Raw genomic sequence first — 17,263 nt, 5'->3', positions numbered from 1 at the left:
CAGGGGTCCGGGTGGTCCGGCACCCTTCCGGGATCCGGACACTTCGGTAACATGATGTTTCGTATGGCGCACGAGCGAGCGCCATACGCAACAGAATCCGGGCGGGACGACCGTCGCGTCAAGGGCTTCCCGCAGATGCGGCCCGAACCGGGCCCCCAGGTGGTGAGAGTTGAGCCATGACCCGCACGCAGAAGCAGCCTGACCGCAGCGAGGAGACCACGGAGAACCCCAGGGCTCCGGAGAGACAGAACGGCCGCGGGGCGGCCAGTGCGGTGCAGTCGGTGGACCGCGCCGTGAGCGTGCTGGAGATCCTCGCCCGGCACGGCGAGGCGGGCGTCACCGAGATCGCCGAGGAACTGGACGTGCACAAGTCCACGGCGTTCCGGCTGCTCGGCGTCCTGGAGAACCGCGGCCTGGTGGCCCAGGCGAAGGACCGCGGCAAGTACTACCTGGGAGCCGGCGTACTCCGCCTGGCGGGGGCGGCGGCAGTGCGTCTGGACATCTCCCAGGAAGGCGTCCCGGTCTGCCGGGAGGTCGCGGACGAGCTGGGCGAGACGGTGAACATCGCCGTGCTCGACGACGATGCCGCGGTCAACATCATGCAGGCCCGCGGCACCGCGTCGGTCACCGCGCAGAACTGGCTCGGCAGACGCACCCCGCTGCACGCCACCTCCAGCGGCAAGGTGCTGCTCGCGCACATGCCGCCCACCCTGCGCGAGGGCCTGCTGGCGCGGCAGCTGCCGCGGTTCACGGACCGTACGATCACCGGCGCGACGATGCTGCGCGCCGAACTGGAGGCCGTGGTCGAACAGGGCTACGGCATCACCGTCGAAGAGCTGGAACTGGGACTCGCGGCCGTCGCGGCGCCGGTGCGCGCGCACGACGGCAAGGTGATCGCTGCGATCAGCGTCTCGGGGCCGGTGTACCGGCTGAATCCGGACCGGCTGCCGGAGGTGGCGAAACGAGCGGTGGCGGCGGGTGCCGAGCTGTCCCGCCGCATGGGGTACGGCTTCTGACCCGAGCGGCAAGGCAGAGGCGCGGCACGGACAGCGCACGGGCACACGACGGCGCGGGACCGGGGAGGATCCGGGTCCCGCGCCGTCGTGTGTCCGAGAGGTTTCGTCCCGCGGGTCCTTTTGCCAAGGGTTAACGCGCACCCCTTGACGGCCCTATGACGCCGTTCTCAGTATGTTCCCCATCGCGCAACCCATCGTGCAATGCGCAACAGCAGAGGAGCTTGTCGTGCCACACGAGGTCCGTGCCGTAGTCGCTGTGAAGAAGGGCGCACCCGTGGAGGTGCGGACGATCGTCGTCCCCGATCCGGGGCCCGGCGAGGTACTCGTCACCGTGCAGGCCTGCGGGGTGTGCCACACGGATCTCCACTACCGCGAGGGCGCGATCACCGACGACTTCCCCTTCCTGCTGGGCCATGAGGCGGCCGGCACGATCGAGGCGGTCGGCCCCGGTGTCACCGATCTGCAGCCCGGCGACTACGTGGTGCTCGCCTGGCGGGCGCCCTGCGGCAGCTGTCGCTCCTGTCGCCGTGGCCGGCCCTGGTACTGCTTCGACTCCCGCAACGCCGCGCAGCCCATGACCCTGCGGGACGGCACCCCGCTCAGCAACGCCCTGGGTATCGGTGCCTTCGCCGAGAAGACGCTGGTCGCGGCAGGCCAGGCGGTGAAGATCGACCCGGCCGCACGCCCCGAGGCGGCCGGCCTCATCGGCTGCGGGGTGATGGCCGGATACGGCGCGGCGGTCAACACCGGCAACGTCGGCCGCGGCGACTCGGTCGCCGTCATCGGCTGCGGCGGAGTCGGCGACGCGGCCATCGCGGGCGCCTGCCTGAACGGTGCCATGAAGGTCATCGCCGTCGACATCGACGACAGGAAGCTCGACCAGGCGGAGAGGTTCGGCGCCACCCATACCGTCAACTCCCGTGGCGCCGACCCGATCGAAGCGGTCCGGGAACTCACCGGCGGCCACGGCGTGGACATCGCGATCGACGCGGTGGGCCGGCCCGAGACGTTCCGGCAGGCCTTCTACATGCGCGACCACGCGGGCTTGCTGGTCCAGGTGGGCGTGCCCTCCCCCGAGATGAAGGTCGAACTGCCCCTGGTCGACGTCTTCTCCCGTGGCGGCGCCATCAAGTCCTCCTGGTACGGCGACTGTCTGCCGAGCCGGGACTTCCCGTTCCTGATCGACCAGTACCTGTACGGCCTGCTCGACCTCAACGCGTTCGTCTCCGAGACGATCGCCCTGGAGCAGGTGGAGGAGGCGTTCGGCAAGATGCACCGCGGTGAGGTGCTGCGCTCGGTGGTGGTCCTGTGAGCCCACAGGGGCCGAGCGTGGACGGATCGGGCGTGCACGGCTCCGTCCGCGTCAGACGTGTCGTCATCTCCGGCACCTTCAGCCTCGACGGTCAGACCTTCGACGTCGACAACAACGTCTGGCTGATCGGTGACGACGAGGAAGTGCTGGTCGTGGACGCCGCGCACGACGCCGAGGCGATCCACCGCGCCACGGCCGGCCGCCGGGTCACCGCCATCGTCTGCACCCATGCCCACGACGACCACATCGACGCGGCGCCCGCGCTCTCCGTTCTGACCGGGGCGCCTGTACTGCTCCACCCCGGCGACCACGAACTGTGGTCGCACACGCACCCGGCCCACAAGCCGGACGGCGAGCTGTTCGACGGCCGTGTGCTCTCGGTCGCGGGCATCGAGCTGAAGGTCGTCCATACTCCCGGTCACACCTGGGGCAGCTGCTCCTTGTACGCCCCGTTCCTCGACGCCGTTTTCACCGGCGACACGCTTTTCCACGGCGGCCCGGGTGCCACCGGCCGCTCGTACTCCGACCGTCCGACCATCGAGGCGTCCGTCCGGGACCGGCTGTTCACCCTGCCGGCCGCCACCGTCGTCCACACCGGCCACGGCCAGGACACCACGATCGCCGCCGAACGGCCCCACCTCCCCGCTGCCTGAACGGCTCCCCCGCACCTGCCATCCCCGCCACCACAAGGAGGGGCATGTCCAGCACGCCCGAAGACCACCTCCGCACTTCCGAAGACCACCCCCGCACTTCCGAAGACGGCCCCCGCACGCCCGGAAACGCGACCCACGGGCCGCGCGTCGTCGTCATCGGCGCCGGCATCGTCGGCTGCTCCCTCGCCGAGGAGCTGACCGCCCGCGGCTGGACCGACGTCACCGTCCTCGAACAGGGCCCTCTGCCCGCCCCGGGCGGCTCCACCACCCACGCGCCCGGACTCGTCTTCCGGACCAGCCCCTCGAAGACGCTCTCGGAGTTCGCCACGTACACGGTCGAGAAGTTCCGCTCCCTCCAAGTGGACGGTGTCTCCTGTTTCGACCAGGTCGGCGGCCTGGAACTCGCTACCACCCCCGAACGCCTGGCCGAGCTGCACCGCAGGGCCGGTTACGCCGCCGCCTGGGGCATCCGCGGCGAGATGGTGAGCACCGCCCGCTGCAAGGAACTCTGGCCCCTGCTGGACGAGTCGGTCGTCCTCGGCGGCTTCCACACCCCCGACGACGGCCTGGCCCGGGCCCTGCTCGCGGCCCGAGCCCAGATGGACCGGGCCACCGCGCGCGGTGCCCGCTTCCTGGACCGGCACACCGTCACCGGGATCGAGCAGGACGACGGCCGGGTCACCGCGGTCGTCACCGACCGGGGCACCTTTCCGGCGGACCACGTCGTCTCCGCGGCCGGCTTCTGGGGGCCCGTCATCGGGCGCATGGCCGGAGTCGAGGTACCGCTGCAGCCCCTGGCGCACCAGTACGCGAGGACCGGGCCGCTTCCGGAGCTGAGCGGTGCCACGGCCGAGGCCACGAGGCCGATCCTCCGCTTCCAGGACCGCGATCTGTACTTCCGCGAGCACACCGACCGCATCGGCATCGGCTCGTACGCGCACCGGCCCATGCCGGTCGACCCGTTCGCCGTGCCGGCGTACGACGAGGCGCGTGCCCAGGACATGGAGATGCCGTCCTCGTACCCGTTCACCACGGAAGACTGGGCGCCGAGCTGGGAGGAGTGCCGGCGGCTGCTGCCCGCCCTGCGCAGGGCGGAGATCGAGACCGGGTTCAACGGGGTTTTCTCCTTCACCCCGGACGGCATGCCGGTCCTCGGGGAGGCGCGGCAGCTGCGGGGATTCTGGCTGGCCGAGGCGGTCTGGGTGACCCATTCCGCGGGGGTGGCGAAGGCGGTGGCCGAATGGATGGTCGACGGGCGGCCGTCCATCGACCTGCACGAGTGCGACCTCACGCGATTCGAAGACGCGCAGCGTGCACCGTCGTATGTCCGTGAACGTGGTTCACAGCAGTTCGTCGAGGTGTACGACGTGCTCCACCCCCTCCAGCCGATGGAGCAGCCGCGGCCCCTCCGCGTCAGCCCCTTCTACGCCCGGCAGCAGCAGCTCGGCGGCTTCTTCCTGGAGGGCACCGGCTGGGAGCGCCCGCACTGGTACGAGGCGAACGCCCCGCTCGTGGACGCCCTCGGTGACCTCCCCGAGCGCGACGCCTGGTCCGCGCGCTACTGGTCCCCGATCGCCGCGGCCGAGGCGAGGGCGACCCGCGAGAAGGTCGCGCTGTACGACATGACCCCGCTGCGCCGCCTGGAGGTCACCGGCCCCGGCTCCCTCGCCTTCCTCGACCGGATGACCAGCAACAACCTGCGCAAGAGGCCGGGCGCGGTCACCTACACCCTCCTCCTGGACGAGGCCGGAGGCATCCGCTCCGACCTCACCGTCGCCCGCCTGGCCCCCGACCGCTTCCAGGTCGGCGCCAACTCCCCCGCCGACCTGGACCGGCTCCTGCGCCACGCGCCGGCGGACGTCCAGATCCGGGACATCACCTCCGGCACCTGCTGCATCGGCGTCTGGGGTCCCCTGGCCCGCGACCTCGTCCAGCCGCTCACCCGCGACGACTTCTCCCACGAGGGCTTCGGCTACTTCCGCGCGAAGCAGACGCACCTCGGGCATGTGCCGGTGACGGCGATGCGGCTGAGCTACGTCGGCGAGCTGGGCTGGGAGTTGTACACCACCGCCGACCTGGGTCTCCGGCTCTGGGACACGCTGTGGGAGGCCGGGCAGGAACTCGGTGTGATCGCCGCCGGCCGCTCCGCCTTCAACTCCCTGCGCCTGGAGAAGGGGTACCGGGCCTGGGGCACCGACATGACCGACGAACACACCCCCTTCGAGGCCGGCGTCGGCTTCGCGGTCCGTATGGACAAGGACGGTTTCGTCGGCCAGGAGGCCCTGCGCAGCCTGGCCGAGCCCACCCGCCGGCTCACCCCGCTCCTCCTGGACGACCCCGCCTCCGTGGTCCTCGGCAAGGAGCCGGTCTATGTCGACGGCGCCCCGGCCGGCTACGTGACCAGCGCGTCGTACGGCTACACGCTCGGCCGCTGCGTCGCCTACGCCTGGCTGCCGGCCGGCCTCGCCACCGGCACGGGCGTGCACATCGAGTACTTCGGCGAGAAGGTCCCGGCCACGGTCGCCGACGAGCCGCTGTTCGACCCGAGGATGACCCGTATCCGTCGCTAGGCGCTCCGCTGGATCGGCCGTTGTCCGACGGACGGCCGTCCGTGGCCGGTCGCGCAGTTCCCCGCGCCCCTACGGGGCGCGCCCCATCCGCTCAGGAGGCCCGAAGCGTGTCCCCCACCTACGACGTCATCGTCATCGGTCTCGGCGGCATGGGCAGCGCCGCCGCTCACCACCTGTCCGCGCGCGGCGCGCGTCTGCTCGGCCTGGAGAAGTTCGGCCCGGTGCACAACCGGGGCTCCAGTCACGGCGGTTCGCGGATCACCCGGCAGTCGTACTTCGAGGACCCGGCCTACGTACCGCTGCTGCTGCGCGCCTACGAGCTGTACGAGGACCTGGCGCGGGCCACCGGCCGGGAGATCGCCGTGCTCAGTGGGGGTGTGATGGTCGGGCGCCCGGACTCACGGACCGTCTCCGGCTCGCTGCGCTCGGCGCAGCAGTGGGACCTGCCGCACGAGATGCTCGACGCCGAGGAGATCCGCCGCCGCTTCCCGACGCTGAACCCGGACGACGACGAGGTGGCGCTGTACGAGAAGAAGGCCGGCCTGCTCCGGCCCGAGAACACCGTCGCCGCGCACCTGCAGCTGGCCACCCGGCAGGGCGCCGAGCTGCACTTCGAGGAGCCGATGCTGCGCTGGGAGCCGTACCGGGACGGGGTGCGCGTCCATACGGCCGAGAACACGTACACGGGCGCCCGGCTGGTGATCTGCCCGGGCGCGTGGGCCCCGGAGCTGCTCACCGATCTCGGGGTTCCGTTCACGATCGAGCGGCAGGTCATGTACTGGTTCCAGCCGCACGGCGGCACCGAGCGGTTCGTCCCCCGGAACCACCCGGTCTACATATGGGAGGACGCGGCCGGCGTCCAGGTGTACGGCTTTCCGGCCATCGACGGACCCGGGCTGGGCGCCAAGGTCGCCTTCTTCCGGAAGGGCCGGGTCACCACACCGGAGACCATCGACCGGACCGTGCACAAGGACGAGATCCGGGCCATGGCCGACCACATGTCCCGCTGCGTCCCGGACCTGCCCGGCGCCTTCCTCAAGGCCGCCACCTGCATGTACTCCAACACCCCGGACGAGCACTTCGTGATCGCCCGGCATCCCCTCCACCCGGAGTCGGTGACCGTGGCCTGCGGGTTCTCCGGGCACGGCTTCAAGTTCGTGCCGGTCGTCGGCGAGATCCTGGCCGACCTGGCCCTGACCGGCTCCACCGCGCACCCGATCGGCCTGTTCGACCCCGCCCGCCTCGCCACCGCGCCCGCCTGAGGAGCACGCCCGTGACGACGACCCCGATCTCCCCGAGCCTCATCGCGACGCTTCCCGGCCCCTACTACACCGACCCGGAGGTCTTCCGGCTGGAGCAGGAGAAGCTCTTCGAATCCATGTGGTTCTGCGCGGTCCGCAGCGCCGATCTGGACAAGCCGGGCGCCTTCCGTACCGCCCAGGTGGGCCGGGAGAGCGTCATCATCGCCCGTACCCGCACCGGAGAACTGCGCGCGTTCCTCAATGTGTGCCGGCATCGCGGGGCGCGCCTGTGCACCGAGGCGTCCGGCGAGGTGCGGCGCAGTCTGCAGTGTCCGTACCACGCATGGACGTATGACCTTGACGGCAAGTTGATCGCGGCACCCAACTTGATCAAGATGCCGGACGTTGATCGGGTCGGGTACGGGTTGATCAAGGTGACCCTGCGTGAATGGCTCGGCTACGCCTGGGTGTGCCTCGCCGACGAACCGCCTCCCTTCGAGGACACGGTGACGCGGGCGGCCGTGGAGCGGCTCGGCGACGCGGCCGCCATCGAGCACTACGGCCCCGAGAAGCTGGCCCTCGGCAAGCGCATCACCTACGACGTGAAGGCCAACTGGAAGCTGATCGTCGAGAACTTCATGGAGTGCTACCACTGCGCGACGATCCACCCCGAACTCACGGAAGTCCTCCCGGAGTTCGCGGACGGATACGCGGCCCAGTACTACGTGGGCCACGGCGCGGAGTTCGGCGAGGAGATCAGCGGTTTCACGGTGGACGGCAGCGCCGGTTTCGCCAGGCTGCCCGAAGTCAGCGCCGACCAGGACCGCCGCTACTACGCCATCACGATCAAGCCGACCGTGTTCGTCAACCTCGTCCCCGACCATGTGATCCTGCACCGCATGTTCCCGCTGGCCGAGGACCGCACGGTCGTGGAGTGCGACTGGCTGTACGCGCCGGAGGTGGTGGCGTCGGGCGCGGACGTGTCGAAGTCCGTGGAACTGTTCCACCGTGTCAACGTCCAGGACTTCGAGGCATGCGAGCGAACCCAGCCGGCGATGTCCTCGCGCGCCTACCGCAAGGGCGGCGTGCTGGTCCCCAACGAACACCACCTCGCTATCTTCCACGAGTGGCTGCTGACCCGGCTGGGAGACGCCCATGCCTGACCTCTTCATCGACGGCGTGTGGCGCGGCGCCCTGGACGAACGCACCCGCGAGATCCGCTGTCCCGCCGACGGCTCCCTCGTCGGGGTCGTGGACGAGGCGGGCGGCAAGGACACCGTGGAGGCCGTCGCGGCTGCCCGGCGCGCCTTCGACACCGGTCCCTGGCCGGGCACGTCACCCGTGGAGCGCGGCGATCTGCTCCTGCGGGTGGCGGACCTCCTGATCCGCGACCGGGACAGCCTGGCCCGCGCCGAGTCCCTGGACACGGGGAAGCGGTCGGTGGAGAGCGCGTACGACGTCGACGACGTCGTCAACTGCTTCCGCTACTTCGGGCGGTTGGTCGCGAGCGAGGCCGGGCGGGTGATCGAGACCGGCCGGGAGGACGTCGACAGCCGGGTGGTGCACGAGCCCGTCGGCGTCTGCGCCCTGATCACCCCCTGGAACTATCCGCTGCTCCAGACGGCGTGGAAGGTCGCGCCGGCGCTGGCGGCCGGGAACACCTTCGTACTGAAGCCCAGCGAACTGACCCCGCACACCGCGATCCATCTGGTGCGGCTGCTGGCGGAGGCCGGGCTGCCGGCGGGCGTGGCCAACCTGGTGCTGGGTGCCGGCTCCGAGGCGGGGGCCCCGCTCGGTGACCATCCGGATGTCGACCTGGTCTCCTTCACCGGAGGTCTGCAGACCGGCCGCCGGCTGATGGCGGCAGCGGCCGGCACGGTGAAGAAGGTGGCGCTCGAACTCGGCGGGAAGAACCCCAACATCGTGTTCGCGGACGCCGACTTCGATGCGGCGGCCGACATGGCGCTGACCGCAGTCTTCCTGCACTCCGGTCAGGTGTGCTCCGCCGGGGCCCGGCTGCTGGTGGAGGACGCGCTGCACGACCGGTTCGTGGACGAGGTCGTACGGCGGGCACGATCCATCCGGCTGGGGGGGCCGTTCGACGAGCGGGCGCAGACCGGGCCGCTGATCTCGGCGGCCCACCGGGCGAAGGTCGAGGCCTATGTGGCGAAGGGGCTTCGGGAGGGCGCGGTGCTGCGCTGCGGCGGTGCCCGGCCCTCCGGCCCCGGCCACGACGCGGGCTACTACTACCTGCCGACCGTACTGGACGAGTGCACGAGCGAGATGTCGGTGGTCCGGGAGGAGTCCTTCGGACCGGTGCTGACCGTCGAGCGGTTCACCACGGAGGCGGAGGCCGTCCGCCGCGCCAACGAGACGATCTACGGCCTTGCGGGCGCCGTATGGACCCGCGACGAAGGCAGGGCCGCCCGGGTAGCGGCGGCGCTGCGCCTCGGCACGGTCTGGATCAACGACTACCACCCGTACGTGCCGCAGGCCGAATGGGGTGGTTACAAGCAGTCCGGGTTCGGGCGCGAACTCGGACCCGCGGGGCTCGCCGAGTACCGCGAGACGAAGCACATCTGGCGCAACACCGCGCCGGCACCACAGGGCTGGTTCGACTGACAGCCAGAGGAGTCCGCTCATGAAGACCACCGAGCAATCGCCAGGCCCACACCACCACGACGACGCCGAACTCGCCGAGTTCGGCTACAAGCCCGAACTCAAGCGCTCCCTCGGTCACTTCCACACCTTCGCCGCCGGGATCAGCTACATCTCGATCCTGACCGGCACCTTCCAGCTGTTCTACTTCGGCTACGGCAGCGGCGGCCCCGCCTACTGGTGGTCGTGGCCGATGGTCTTCGTCGGCCAGTTCGCGGTGGCCCTGTGCTTCGCCGAACTGGCCGCCCGCTATCCGGTGGCCGGCTCGGTCTACAACTGGTCGAAGAAGATCGGCAATCCGCATCTCGGCTGGCTCGCCGGATGGATGATGTTGATCGCGTCGATCGTGTCCATCTCGGCGGTGGCGCTGGCCTATCAGCTGACGCTGCCACAGATCTCGTCCACGTTCCAGTTCGTCGGAGACGGCTCCGGCAAGTACGACGTGGCGACCAACGCGGTCATTCTGGCCGCCGTGTTGATCCTGTTCACCACGTTGGTCAATGCTTTCGGCGTCAAGCTGATGGCCACGATCAACACCGCGGGCGTGTTCATTGAGTTGATCGCGACCGTCGTCCTGATCATCCTGTTCGCCGTCCACATCACCCGGGGCCCTCAAGTCGTCCTGCAGACGAACCACACGGGCACGGGCTACTCCACCGGCTATCTCGGCGCCTTCCTGGTGGCCTCGCTGGCGTCCGCGTACGTCATGTACGGCTTCGACACCGCCGCCTCGCTCGGCGAGGAGTCGCTCGACCCGTCCCGTAACGCCCCTCGCGCCATCATCCGCGCGATCGTCGCCTCGTTCGTCCTGGGCGGCCTGGTGCTGCTGCTGGCGCTGATGAGCGTCTCCAGCCTCAACGGCGACAAGCTGTCCACGGACGGTCTGCAGTACGCCGTGCTCGACGTGCTCGGCCCGACGGCCGGCAAGGCGATGCTCTGGTGCGTGCTCATCGCGGTCACGGTGTGCGCGCTGGCCGTGCACACGGCGGCGATCCGGCTGGCGTTCGCGATGGCCCGGGACAACAACCTGCCCGCGTCCTCGCTGATGGCCCGGGTCAGCCCGCGTTTCCAGACTCCCGTACTGCCGGCCGTGATCATCGGCGTTCTGGCGCTGGCGATCCTGGTGGTCAACATCCGCCAGCCGCAGATCTTCACGGTCGTCACCAGCATCGGCATCGTCATGATCTACCTCGCCTATCTCGGCGTCACCGCGCCGATGCTGGTGGCCCGGCTGCGGGGGAAGTGGCAGCCCGCCGGCGAGGGCAGGTTCTCGCTGGGCCGCTGGGGGCTGCTCGTCAACATCGTCGCCGTGGTGTGGGGCGCGGCCATGACCATCAACCTGATCTGGCCCCGGGCCGCGGTCTACAACGCGGCCGCCCCCTACCACTGGTACCTGCGCTGGGGCGCGGTGCTGTTCGTCGCGGTCATCGCGGGCGGCGGCTTCGCCTACTACTGGTTCGTCCAGCGCCATCGCACCGGCGTCCTCGCCGAACACCGACTGGAGGCCGCGTCCACCACCCCGACCGCTCCCCTCACCGCTCCGGCGGCCGACTGATTCCGCCTGATTCCGGCTGGCAAGGAGGTCACTGCTCATGAGCATCGACGAGTTCGACTACGTGGTGGTCGGCGGCGGCACCGCGGGCAACGTCGTGGCGGCACGGCTCTCCGAGGACCCCTCGGTGACGGTGTGCGTCCTCGAGGCGGGCCCGAGCGACGTCGGCGACGACGACGTGCTCAGACTGGAGCGCTGGATGGGGCTGCTGGAGTCCGGCTACGACTGGGACTATCCGGTCGAGCCACAGGCCGACGGCAACAGTTTTATGCGGCACGCGCGCGCGAAGGTGCTGGGCGGCTGTTCGTCGCACAACTCCTGTATCGCCTTCTGGGCTCCCGCGGAGGACCTGGACGACTGGGCGGCCCAGGGCTGCACGGGCTGGAGCGCGGCCGACCTGTTCCCGCTGTACCAGCGACTGGAGAACAACGACGCGCCCGGCGACCACCACGGCCGCACCGGGCCGGTGAAGCTGCGCACGCTGAAGGGCGGGGACCCGTGCGGCGCGGCGCTGCTGGAGGCATGCGCGCAGGCCGGCATACCCACGGTCCCGTTCAACACCGGAAAGACGGTGGTGCGCGGGGCCAACTGGTTCCAGATCAACTCCGACGAGAACAACATCCGCCAGTCGTCATCGGTGGCCTATCTGCACCCGGTGCTGGGCAGACGTCCGAATCTGGACGTCCGGACGGGCGTGCGGGCCAAGAGGCTGGTGCTGGAGGGGCGGCGCTGCGTGGGCGCCGAATACCTGGACCCCGACCTGGTGCACTCGCGCACGGTCCGGGCCCGGCGCGAGGTGATCGTCTCGTGCGGCTCGATCGACTCCCCGAAACTGCTGATGCTGTCCGGTATCGGCCCGGCCGAGCACCTGCGCGAGGTCGGCGTCGGGGTCGTCGTCGATTCTCCCGGGGTCGGCGAGAACCTCCAGGACCATCCCGAGGGCGTCATCATGTGGCAGGCCGGGCAGCCCATGACGACCACCTCCAGCCAGTGGTGGGAGGCGGGCGTCTTCTACGACACCGAGCCCGGCCTGGACCGCCCCGACCTGATGTTCCACTACGGCTCGGTGCCGTTCGACATGAACACCGCGCGCTGGGGCTATCCGACCTCGGAGAACGCCTTCTGCCTGACGCCGAACGTGACGAAGGCGAAGTCCCGCGGCACGGTACGGCTGCGGACCAGGGACTACCGGGACAAGCCGAGGGTGGACCCGCGGTACTTCACGGACGAGCACGATGTGCGGGTGATGACGTTCGGGCTGAAGCTCGCGCGTCGCATAGCCGCACAGCCCGCGTTGAGCGGCTGGGCGGGCGCCGAGCTGGCGCCCGGCCCGGATGTCCGTACCGACGACGAACTCCTCGACTACATCCGCAAGACCCACAACACCGTCTACCACCCGTCCTGCACCGTGAAGATGGGCGCGGACGACGACCCCTCGGCCCCGCTCGACGCGCGGCTGCGGGTCAAGGGGGTCGAGGGGCTGCGGGTCGCGGACGGGTCGGTCATGCCGGATTTGATCGCGGTCAACCCGTGCATCACGACCATGATGATCGGCGAGAAGTGCGCGGACCTTGTGAAGGAGGACGCCTGACGGCTACGCCGGCTTCCTGTACATCCGCGTCGCCGTGATCTCGCTGCGCACCCCTTCTCCGGCCTGGGGCTGCTGAGGCAACCCGGGCCGGAGGTGCTCCTCCACGCTGATGTACTTCAGGCCCGCCCTGAGGTCGGCGTCGTTGCGCAGGCGGATGACCAACGGGAACTCCGCCAGCGCCGTCGTGTCGAACAGGCCCGTGGTGTACAGCAGCTGCACGCCCAGCGCGTCGGACACGGCCCGCTGAAGCTCCAGCAGATAGGTCGCGTTGGCGCGGCCGATCGGGTTGTCCAGGAACAGCGTGCCCGCGTGCCGGTGCTTGTCCCGGCCCCGGTCGTTCGACCGGAGCGCGGCCATCGTGCAGTACAGCGCGATGGCCGCGGTGAGCAGCTGACCACCGGAGAACACGTCGCCCATCTGGCCGACGGGGACGCGCTCGGCGCGCAGTACCGCGTCGGGCTTGAGGATCTCGACGGCCACGCCCTTGGGCTGGAGCGCTGCCGCGACCCCCCTCAGCAGCAGGGACATGCCGTCGCGGCGCAGGTCGGAGTTCTTCCTCACGGCCGCGCGCGTGGCCTCGTCGATGACCTCGCCGAGCCGTTCGGTGAGCGTGGCCTGGTCGGGCTCCTCGAAGCGGATACGCAGGAACTCCTGCCCGGACCACTCGCCGAGCCCCTCCGGCAGCCGGGAGAGCCGCTGCGCGGACCTCAGTGTCGCCAGGGCCGACTCCACGAGACCGCGCAGCCGGTCCACGATCGAGTCCCGGTTGCGCTCCAGCTGGGCCAACTCGTCCGTCAGGACGCGCAGCCGGGGCGCGAAGGCGTCCGCCCACTTCTGGGCGTGCTCGGGCAGCGCGGAGGCGGGCAGTTCACGGATCTGCTGCCGGGCGGGGGTGCGGACCTGCTCGTAGCGGGTGGAGTTGGCATGGCGGACGAGGACGTCGCTCGCCTCACGCACGGCCGCCTCGGCGGCGGACAGGTCGCCGGCACAGCCCCGCAGCGAGCGGCGGGTCTCGGCGGCGGAGTGCCGGGCCTCCTCCAGGCTGCCGGGGTACGGCTCCGGCTCCTCCTGCTCCTCCTCGGGGGTCTGCTCGCGCAGCAGGTCGCGGAGCATCGCGGCGATCTCGTCGAAGCCGCCTGCCGCGTCCTCGGCGGCGCGGTGGGCCTCCAGCAGCTCCGCGTGCGCCTCCCGGGCCTCGGCCAGCGCCTCGGTGCGGGCGGCGAGTTCGGCCGTTGCCGTACGCAGCAGTGCCTGGGCGTGCTCGGCGTCGCGCGGGGCTAGTTCCTCCGGCAGTTCGGTGTGCGCCTCGCCTTCCTCGGGTGCGAGCCGTTCGGCCTCGCCGCGCAGCCGGCCGAGCTGCTCGCTCGCGGTCGACATGCGGGTCTCCAGAAGCTGCACCAGCTCCTCCGCGCGCGTGGCCGCGGCCTGCCGGGAGGGCCCGTCGGAGCCGTCGGGCGACTGGAGGAGCTGCTCGGCCCGGGTACGGACCTTGTTGCTGAGCCGGTCCAGTTCGGCGCGGGCGGCGCTCTCGTCGCTCTCCGCGCGAGCCTGCTCGGCTCGCAGGTCGGCGCCGACGCCGACCTTCTCGTACAGCTGGGAGGCGGCCCGGTAGGCCTCGCGAAGCGCGGGCAGGGACGCCTTCGGGGCGTCCGCGTCCTCGACCGGTACGTCGTCGGGGGCGCCGGCGATCTCGGAGCGCTCGGCGCGCAGGGCGCGCGCGGTGCGGCGGGCATCGTCGGCGGCGCGCTGGGCGGCGCGGCGGTCCTCGTCGGCGGCGCGGGCGCGCTCCAGGCATGCCTGGGCGCGGGCCTCGGACTCGGCTGCCTCGTCGGCGAGTTCGCGCAGTTTCACCTGCCAGCCGGCGCGCTCGCGGAGCCGGAAGGCGAGGCCGGCCAGGGCGTCGGCGGCGCGGCGGGCCTTCTGCGCGGCCTCCTGCCGCTCGTCGCGGATCTGTACGGCCTCGGCGGCGGACTCGTCGGCCTCCGCGCGGATGGTCCGTGTCTCGGCGAGTTCGGCCTCGGCCTCCCCGGCGAACGCGCGGGCCTCCTGGGCGGCCTGGGCCAGTTCGGTGAGGCGCCCGGCGGGGCAGCCGGTGCGCCAGGAGGCGAGCCGGGCGGCCAGTTCGCGGTCCTTGCCGAGCCGGGCGGCGAGGCCGCGGATCCCCTCGTCGCGCTCGGTGGCCCGCGCGCGCAGGGCCTGTCGTTCCTCGTCGGCGGCGTGCTCGTCGTGCATGGCCGGGTTCGGCGGCACGAGGAAGACGTCACCGGGGGCGGCGTCGGCGGCGGGGGTCGGGGCGAGCAGGGCGGCGGCCGTGCCGACGGCGACGGCGGAGCGGGGCAGCAGGGCGGCTTCACCCAGGGTCTCGCGGGCACGCGCGTGCGTGTCCGGGTCGGTGATGATCACACCGTCGACCAGCTCGGGGCGGGCGGCGAGCACGCGCGCGTGGTCGGCCGGGTCGACGGCCTGCGCCAGGTAGCGCCAGCCGGGCAGCGCGGGGATGCCGTGCTCGCCGAGGAACTCGACGGTGGCCAGCACGTCGGGGCCGGGCGGCAGCAGTCCGCCGTCGCCGAGGGCGCCGAGGATACGGGCGTCGTCGGCGGCTGCCGTACGGAGTTCGAAGAGGTGCCGTTCGGCGGTCGACACGGCGTCGTCGAGGAGTTCACGCAGCTCGTCGGCGAACCGGTCGAGTTCCTCGGGGGTGAGCGGGCCCTCGGCCACGTCTCCGGAGCCCGTGGCCTGCCCGTCGCGCGTGCCGTCGTCCGCCCCCGTGCGCGGTGCGGGCACGACCACGCGCGCCGCTCCGGGTGCGCCCGGCAGGCTCAGCAGCTCCGCGAGCCGTTCCTCGGTGGCCAGCGACTCGGCCAGGCGCCGCTCGGCCTCATAGGTACGCTCGGCCGCGCTCGCCGCGTCGGCCGCGCGGGCCGCCGTCAGCTCCGCGCGGGACTCGGCGGAGGCCGCCTCGCGCGCCTGCTCGGTGGCCTTGCGTGCGGCCTCGCGGGCCGCGTCCCAGGCGGCCACGGCGGTCTTCTCGGCGTCGCTGGCGGCGAGCGCGGCACGCGCGGGGTCGGCGTCCGGGGAGCTGTCGTCGAGCCAGCCCGCGCGGACGGCTTCGGCGGTCTCCTGCTCGACCTCGGCGAGCCGCTGGCGCAGATGTCCGGCCTCGCTGCGGGCGCGCTGCGCCTCGGTGGCAGCGGAGGTGGAGTCACGGTAGGCGGAGTCGCTGACCTCCTGAAGGGCGGCGGAGCGCTCCTCCTCCTCGTTGGCGAGGGCCTCGGCGCTCCCGGCGGCCGCGTGCAGGGCCCGTACGAGGTCCACGGCGGCCTTGGCACGGGCGGCGAGCGCGGGGGCCGCGTCCCGTTCGGCCTCCTGGATCGCGGTGGACACGCGCGCGACACGGTCGGCGGCGGCGCGGTGGCGCAGCACGGCCTCGGCCGCCTGCCAGGCGGAGTGCAGGGTGCGGGCGTCGGCCAGCTCGCGCTTCTGCGCGGCGGCGGACTTCTCGGCGGCGGCGAGCGCCAGGGAGGCGTGCCGGTAGGCGAGTTCTGCGGCGATCAGGGCGCTGCGCTCCCGCGCGCCCTCGGAGTGCGTGACGGCGTATGCGGCGGCCGTGACCCGCTGGGCGAGGTCGGCGGCCCGCACCCGCTCCCGCACGGCCCGCGCGGACAGCCGCCGGGCCAGCGTGCGGGTACGGCGCTCGGCGCCGGCGTGGACGTCACGCGCGCGTGCGCGGGCCTCGGCGGCCTCGACGATCCGCCCGAGCAGGTCGACGGAGCCTGCGGTGAAGTCCCGTTCGGCGATCAGTTCGGCGCGTCGGCCGAGCTTGTTGCCGAAGCCGCTGACGAGGTCGGCGAGGCCGTCGGTGTCACGGGTGTCGGTGACCGCGCGGAGCAGCAGGTCGGTGAAGTCGGAGTCCTTCTTCACCGCGAAGAGACCGGCGGCCTCGCCCTCGTCGGCGTTCATCTCGCGCTGGTAGCGGAAGAGTTCGGGGTCGAGGCCGAGGTCGCCGAGGTGCTCGATCCAGCGGTCGTGGGTCTCCTCCCAGTGCACCTCCAGGTGCGGGTAGGCCTTGCCCGCCTCCGTGAGGGCGTCGCGGAAGCCCTTCATGGTGCGGCGGCGGCCCTGGGCGCCGGAGGTGCCCTCGACGGGCGGCCGGACGGCGGTGGACTCGGCGACGGGCAGGTTGTCCAGGCTCAGGCCGGGGCCGGGCCGGAAGGAGTACCAGGCCTCGGCGAACTTCCGCGGATCGTTGGAGACCTGCCGTCCGCGCCACTCGCTGGCCTTGCCGACGACGACGCACTCGCCGGTGAGCACGTGCTGCCACTCCAGGGCCACGTGCCCGCAGTCGTCGGCGAGCAGGAACTTGCGCAGCACACCGGAGCTGGCGCCGCCGAGGGTATTGCGGTGACCCGGCAGCATCACCGAGAAGATCAGCTTGAGCAGGACGGACTTGCCGCCACCGTTCTCCAGGAACAGCACGCCCGCGGGCGCGGGCCGGCGCGGCGGCCCGGACGGTTCCTCCGCGAAGAACTCCGCCTGCGTCGGCGCCGGGTCGGGCACGGGCTCGCCCACGCCCCGCAGGTCAAGCACGGTGTCGGCGTAGCGCGCACCGGCGGGCCCGATGGAGTAGAGGCGGACCCGGGACAGCTCGTACATGGCGGACTCTCGTCAGT

At 71.7% G+C, this 17,263-nt stretch carries 10 protein-coding genes; 9 read left to right on the top strand and 1 reads right to left on the bottom strand.

The window, feature by feature from the left end; all coding sequences use genetic code 11:
- The first annotated feature begins 176 nt into the window (after positions 1 to 176).
- From ABZ079_RS12560 to ABZ079_RS12520, 9 genes are all read left to right on the top strand, one after another.
- The gene (locus tag ABZ079_RS12560; RefSeq protein ID WP_356939381.1) at positions 177 to 1,016 is read left to right on the top strand and encodes an IclR family transcriptional regulator; all 840 of its coding nucleotides are present in this window, start codon (positions 177 to 179) and stop codon (positions 1,014 to 1,016) included.
- A gap of 226 nt (positions 1,017 to 1,242) precedes the next feature.
- A complete protein-coding gene (locus ABZ079_RS12555) occupies positions 1,243 to 2,328 on the top strand; it encodes an S-(hydroxymethyl)mycothiol dehydrogenase (protein ID WP_356939380.1) in 1,086 nt (361 codons plus the stop codon).
- Between the two features lie 17 nt (positions 2,329 to 2,345).
- On the top strand, positions 2,346 to 2,981 hold the full coding sequence (locus tag ABZ079_RS12550; RefSeq protein ID WP_356939379.1) for an MBL fold metallo-hydrolase: 636 nt from the start codon (positions 2,346 to 2,348) through the stop codon (positions 2,979 to 2,981).
- A gap of 44 nt (positions 2,982 to 3,025) precedes the next feature.
- Positions 3,026 to 5,551: an FAD-dependent oxidoreductase gene (locus ABZ079_RS12545; protein WP_356939378.1), complete on the top strand. Its 2,526-nt coding sequence runs from the start codon at positions 3,026 to 3,028 to the stop codon at positions 5,549 to 5,551.
- 107 nt (positions 5,552 to 5,658) lie between these two features.
- Positions 5,659 to 6,813 (top strand): N-methyl-L-tryptophan oxidase, encoded by a 1,155-nt coding sequence (gene solA, locus ABZ079_RS12540; RefSeq protein WP_356939377.1) that lies wholly within the window; start codon positions 5,659 to 5,661, stop codon positions 6,811 to 6,813.
- A gap of 11 nt (positions 6,814 to 6,824) precedes the next feature.
- Complete coding sequence (locus ABZ079_RS12535) at positions 6,825 to 7,955, top strand: aromatic ring-hydroxylating dioxygenase subunit alpha (protein WP_356939376.1); 1,131 nt, start codon at positions 6,825 to 6,827, stop codon at positions 7,953 to 7,955.
- Positions 7,948 to 9,414 carry an aldehyde dehydrogenase family protein gene (locus ABZ079_RS12530; RefSeq protein WP_356939375.1) on the top strand — a complete coding sequence of 489 codons (1,467 nt, stop codon included), beginning with the start codon at positions 7,948 to 7,950 and terminating at the stop codon, positions 9,412 to 9,414. The genes ABZ079_RS12535 and ABZ079_RS12530 overlap by 8 nt, the downstream gene beginning before the upstream one ends.
- A gap of 19 nt (positions 9,415 to 9,433) precedes the next feature.
- Positions 9,434 to 11,005, top strand: a complete 1,572-nt coding sequence (locus tag ABZ079_RS12525) for an amino acid permease (protein ID WP_356939374.1) — start codon at positions 9,434 to 9,436, stop codon at positions 11,003 to 11,005.
- Positions 11,006 to 11,042: 37 nt separating this feature from the next.
- A complete protein-coding gene (locus ABZ079_RS12520; RefSeq protein ID WP_356939373.1) occupies positions 11,043 to 12,593 on the top strand; it encodes a GMC family oxidoreductase N-terminal domain-containing protein in 1,551 nt (516 codons plus the stop codon).
- Positions 12,594 to 12,596: 3 nt separating this feature from the next.
- Here ABZ079_RS12520 and ABZ079_RS12515 read toward each other — a convergent pair whose 3' ends face one another.
- On the bottom strand, positions 12,597 to 17,246 hold the full coding sequence (locus tag ABZ079_RS12515) for a hypothetical protein (protein ID WP_356939372.1): 4,650 nt from the start codon (positions 17,244 to 17,246) through the stop codon (positions 12,597 to 12,599).
- Positions 17,247 to 17,263: the final 17 nt, after the last annotated feature.

Source organism: Streptomyces sp. NPDC006314 (assembly GCF_040613075.1).
Taxonomy (GTDB): domain Bacteria; phylum Actinomycetota; class Actinomycetes; order Streptomycetales; family Streptomycetaceae; genus Streptomyces.
Note: the sequence above shows the minus strand (reverse complement) of the source record. Positions and strands in the feature narration are given on the sequence as shown.

Excerpts from the sequence above, each read along its gene's own strand:
- ABZ079_RS12560 (WP_356939381.1), top strand. The coding sequence starts at position 177 with ATGACCCGCACGCAGAAGCAGCCTGACCGCAGCGAGGAGACCACGGAG.
- ABZ079_RS12545 (WP_356939378.1), top strand. The coding sequence starts at position 3,026 with ATGTCCAGCACGCCCGAAGACCACCTCCGCACTTCCGAAGACCACCCC.
- ABZ079_RS12530 (WP_356939375.1), top strand. The coding sequence starts at position 7,948 with ATGCCTGACCTCTTCATCGACGGCGTGTGGCGCGGCGCCCTGGACGAA.
- ABZ079_RS12525 (WP_356939374.1), top strand. The coding sequence starts at position 9,434 with ATGAAGACCACCGAGCAATCGCCAGGCCCACACCACCACGACGACGCC.
- ABZ079_RS12520 (WP_356939373.1), top strand. The coding sequence starts at position 11,043 with ATGAGCATCGACGAGTTCGACTACGTGGTGGTCGGCGGCGGCACCGCG.
- ABZ079_RS12515 (WP_356939372.1), bottom strand. The coding sequence starts at position 17,246 with ATGTACGAGCTGTCCCGGGTCCGCCTCTACTCCATCGGGCCCGCCGGT.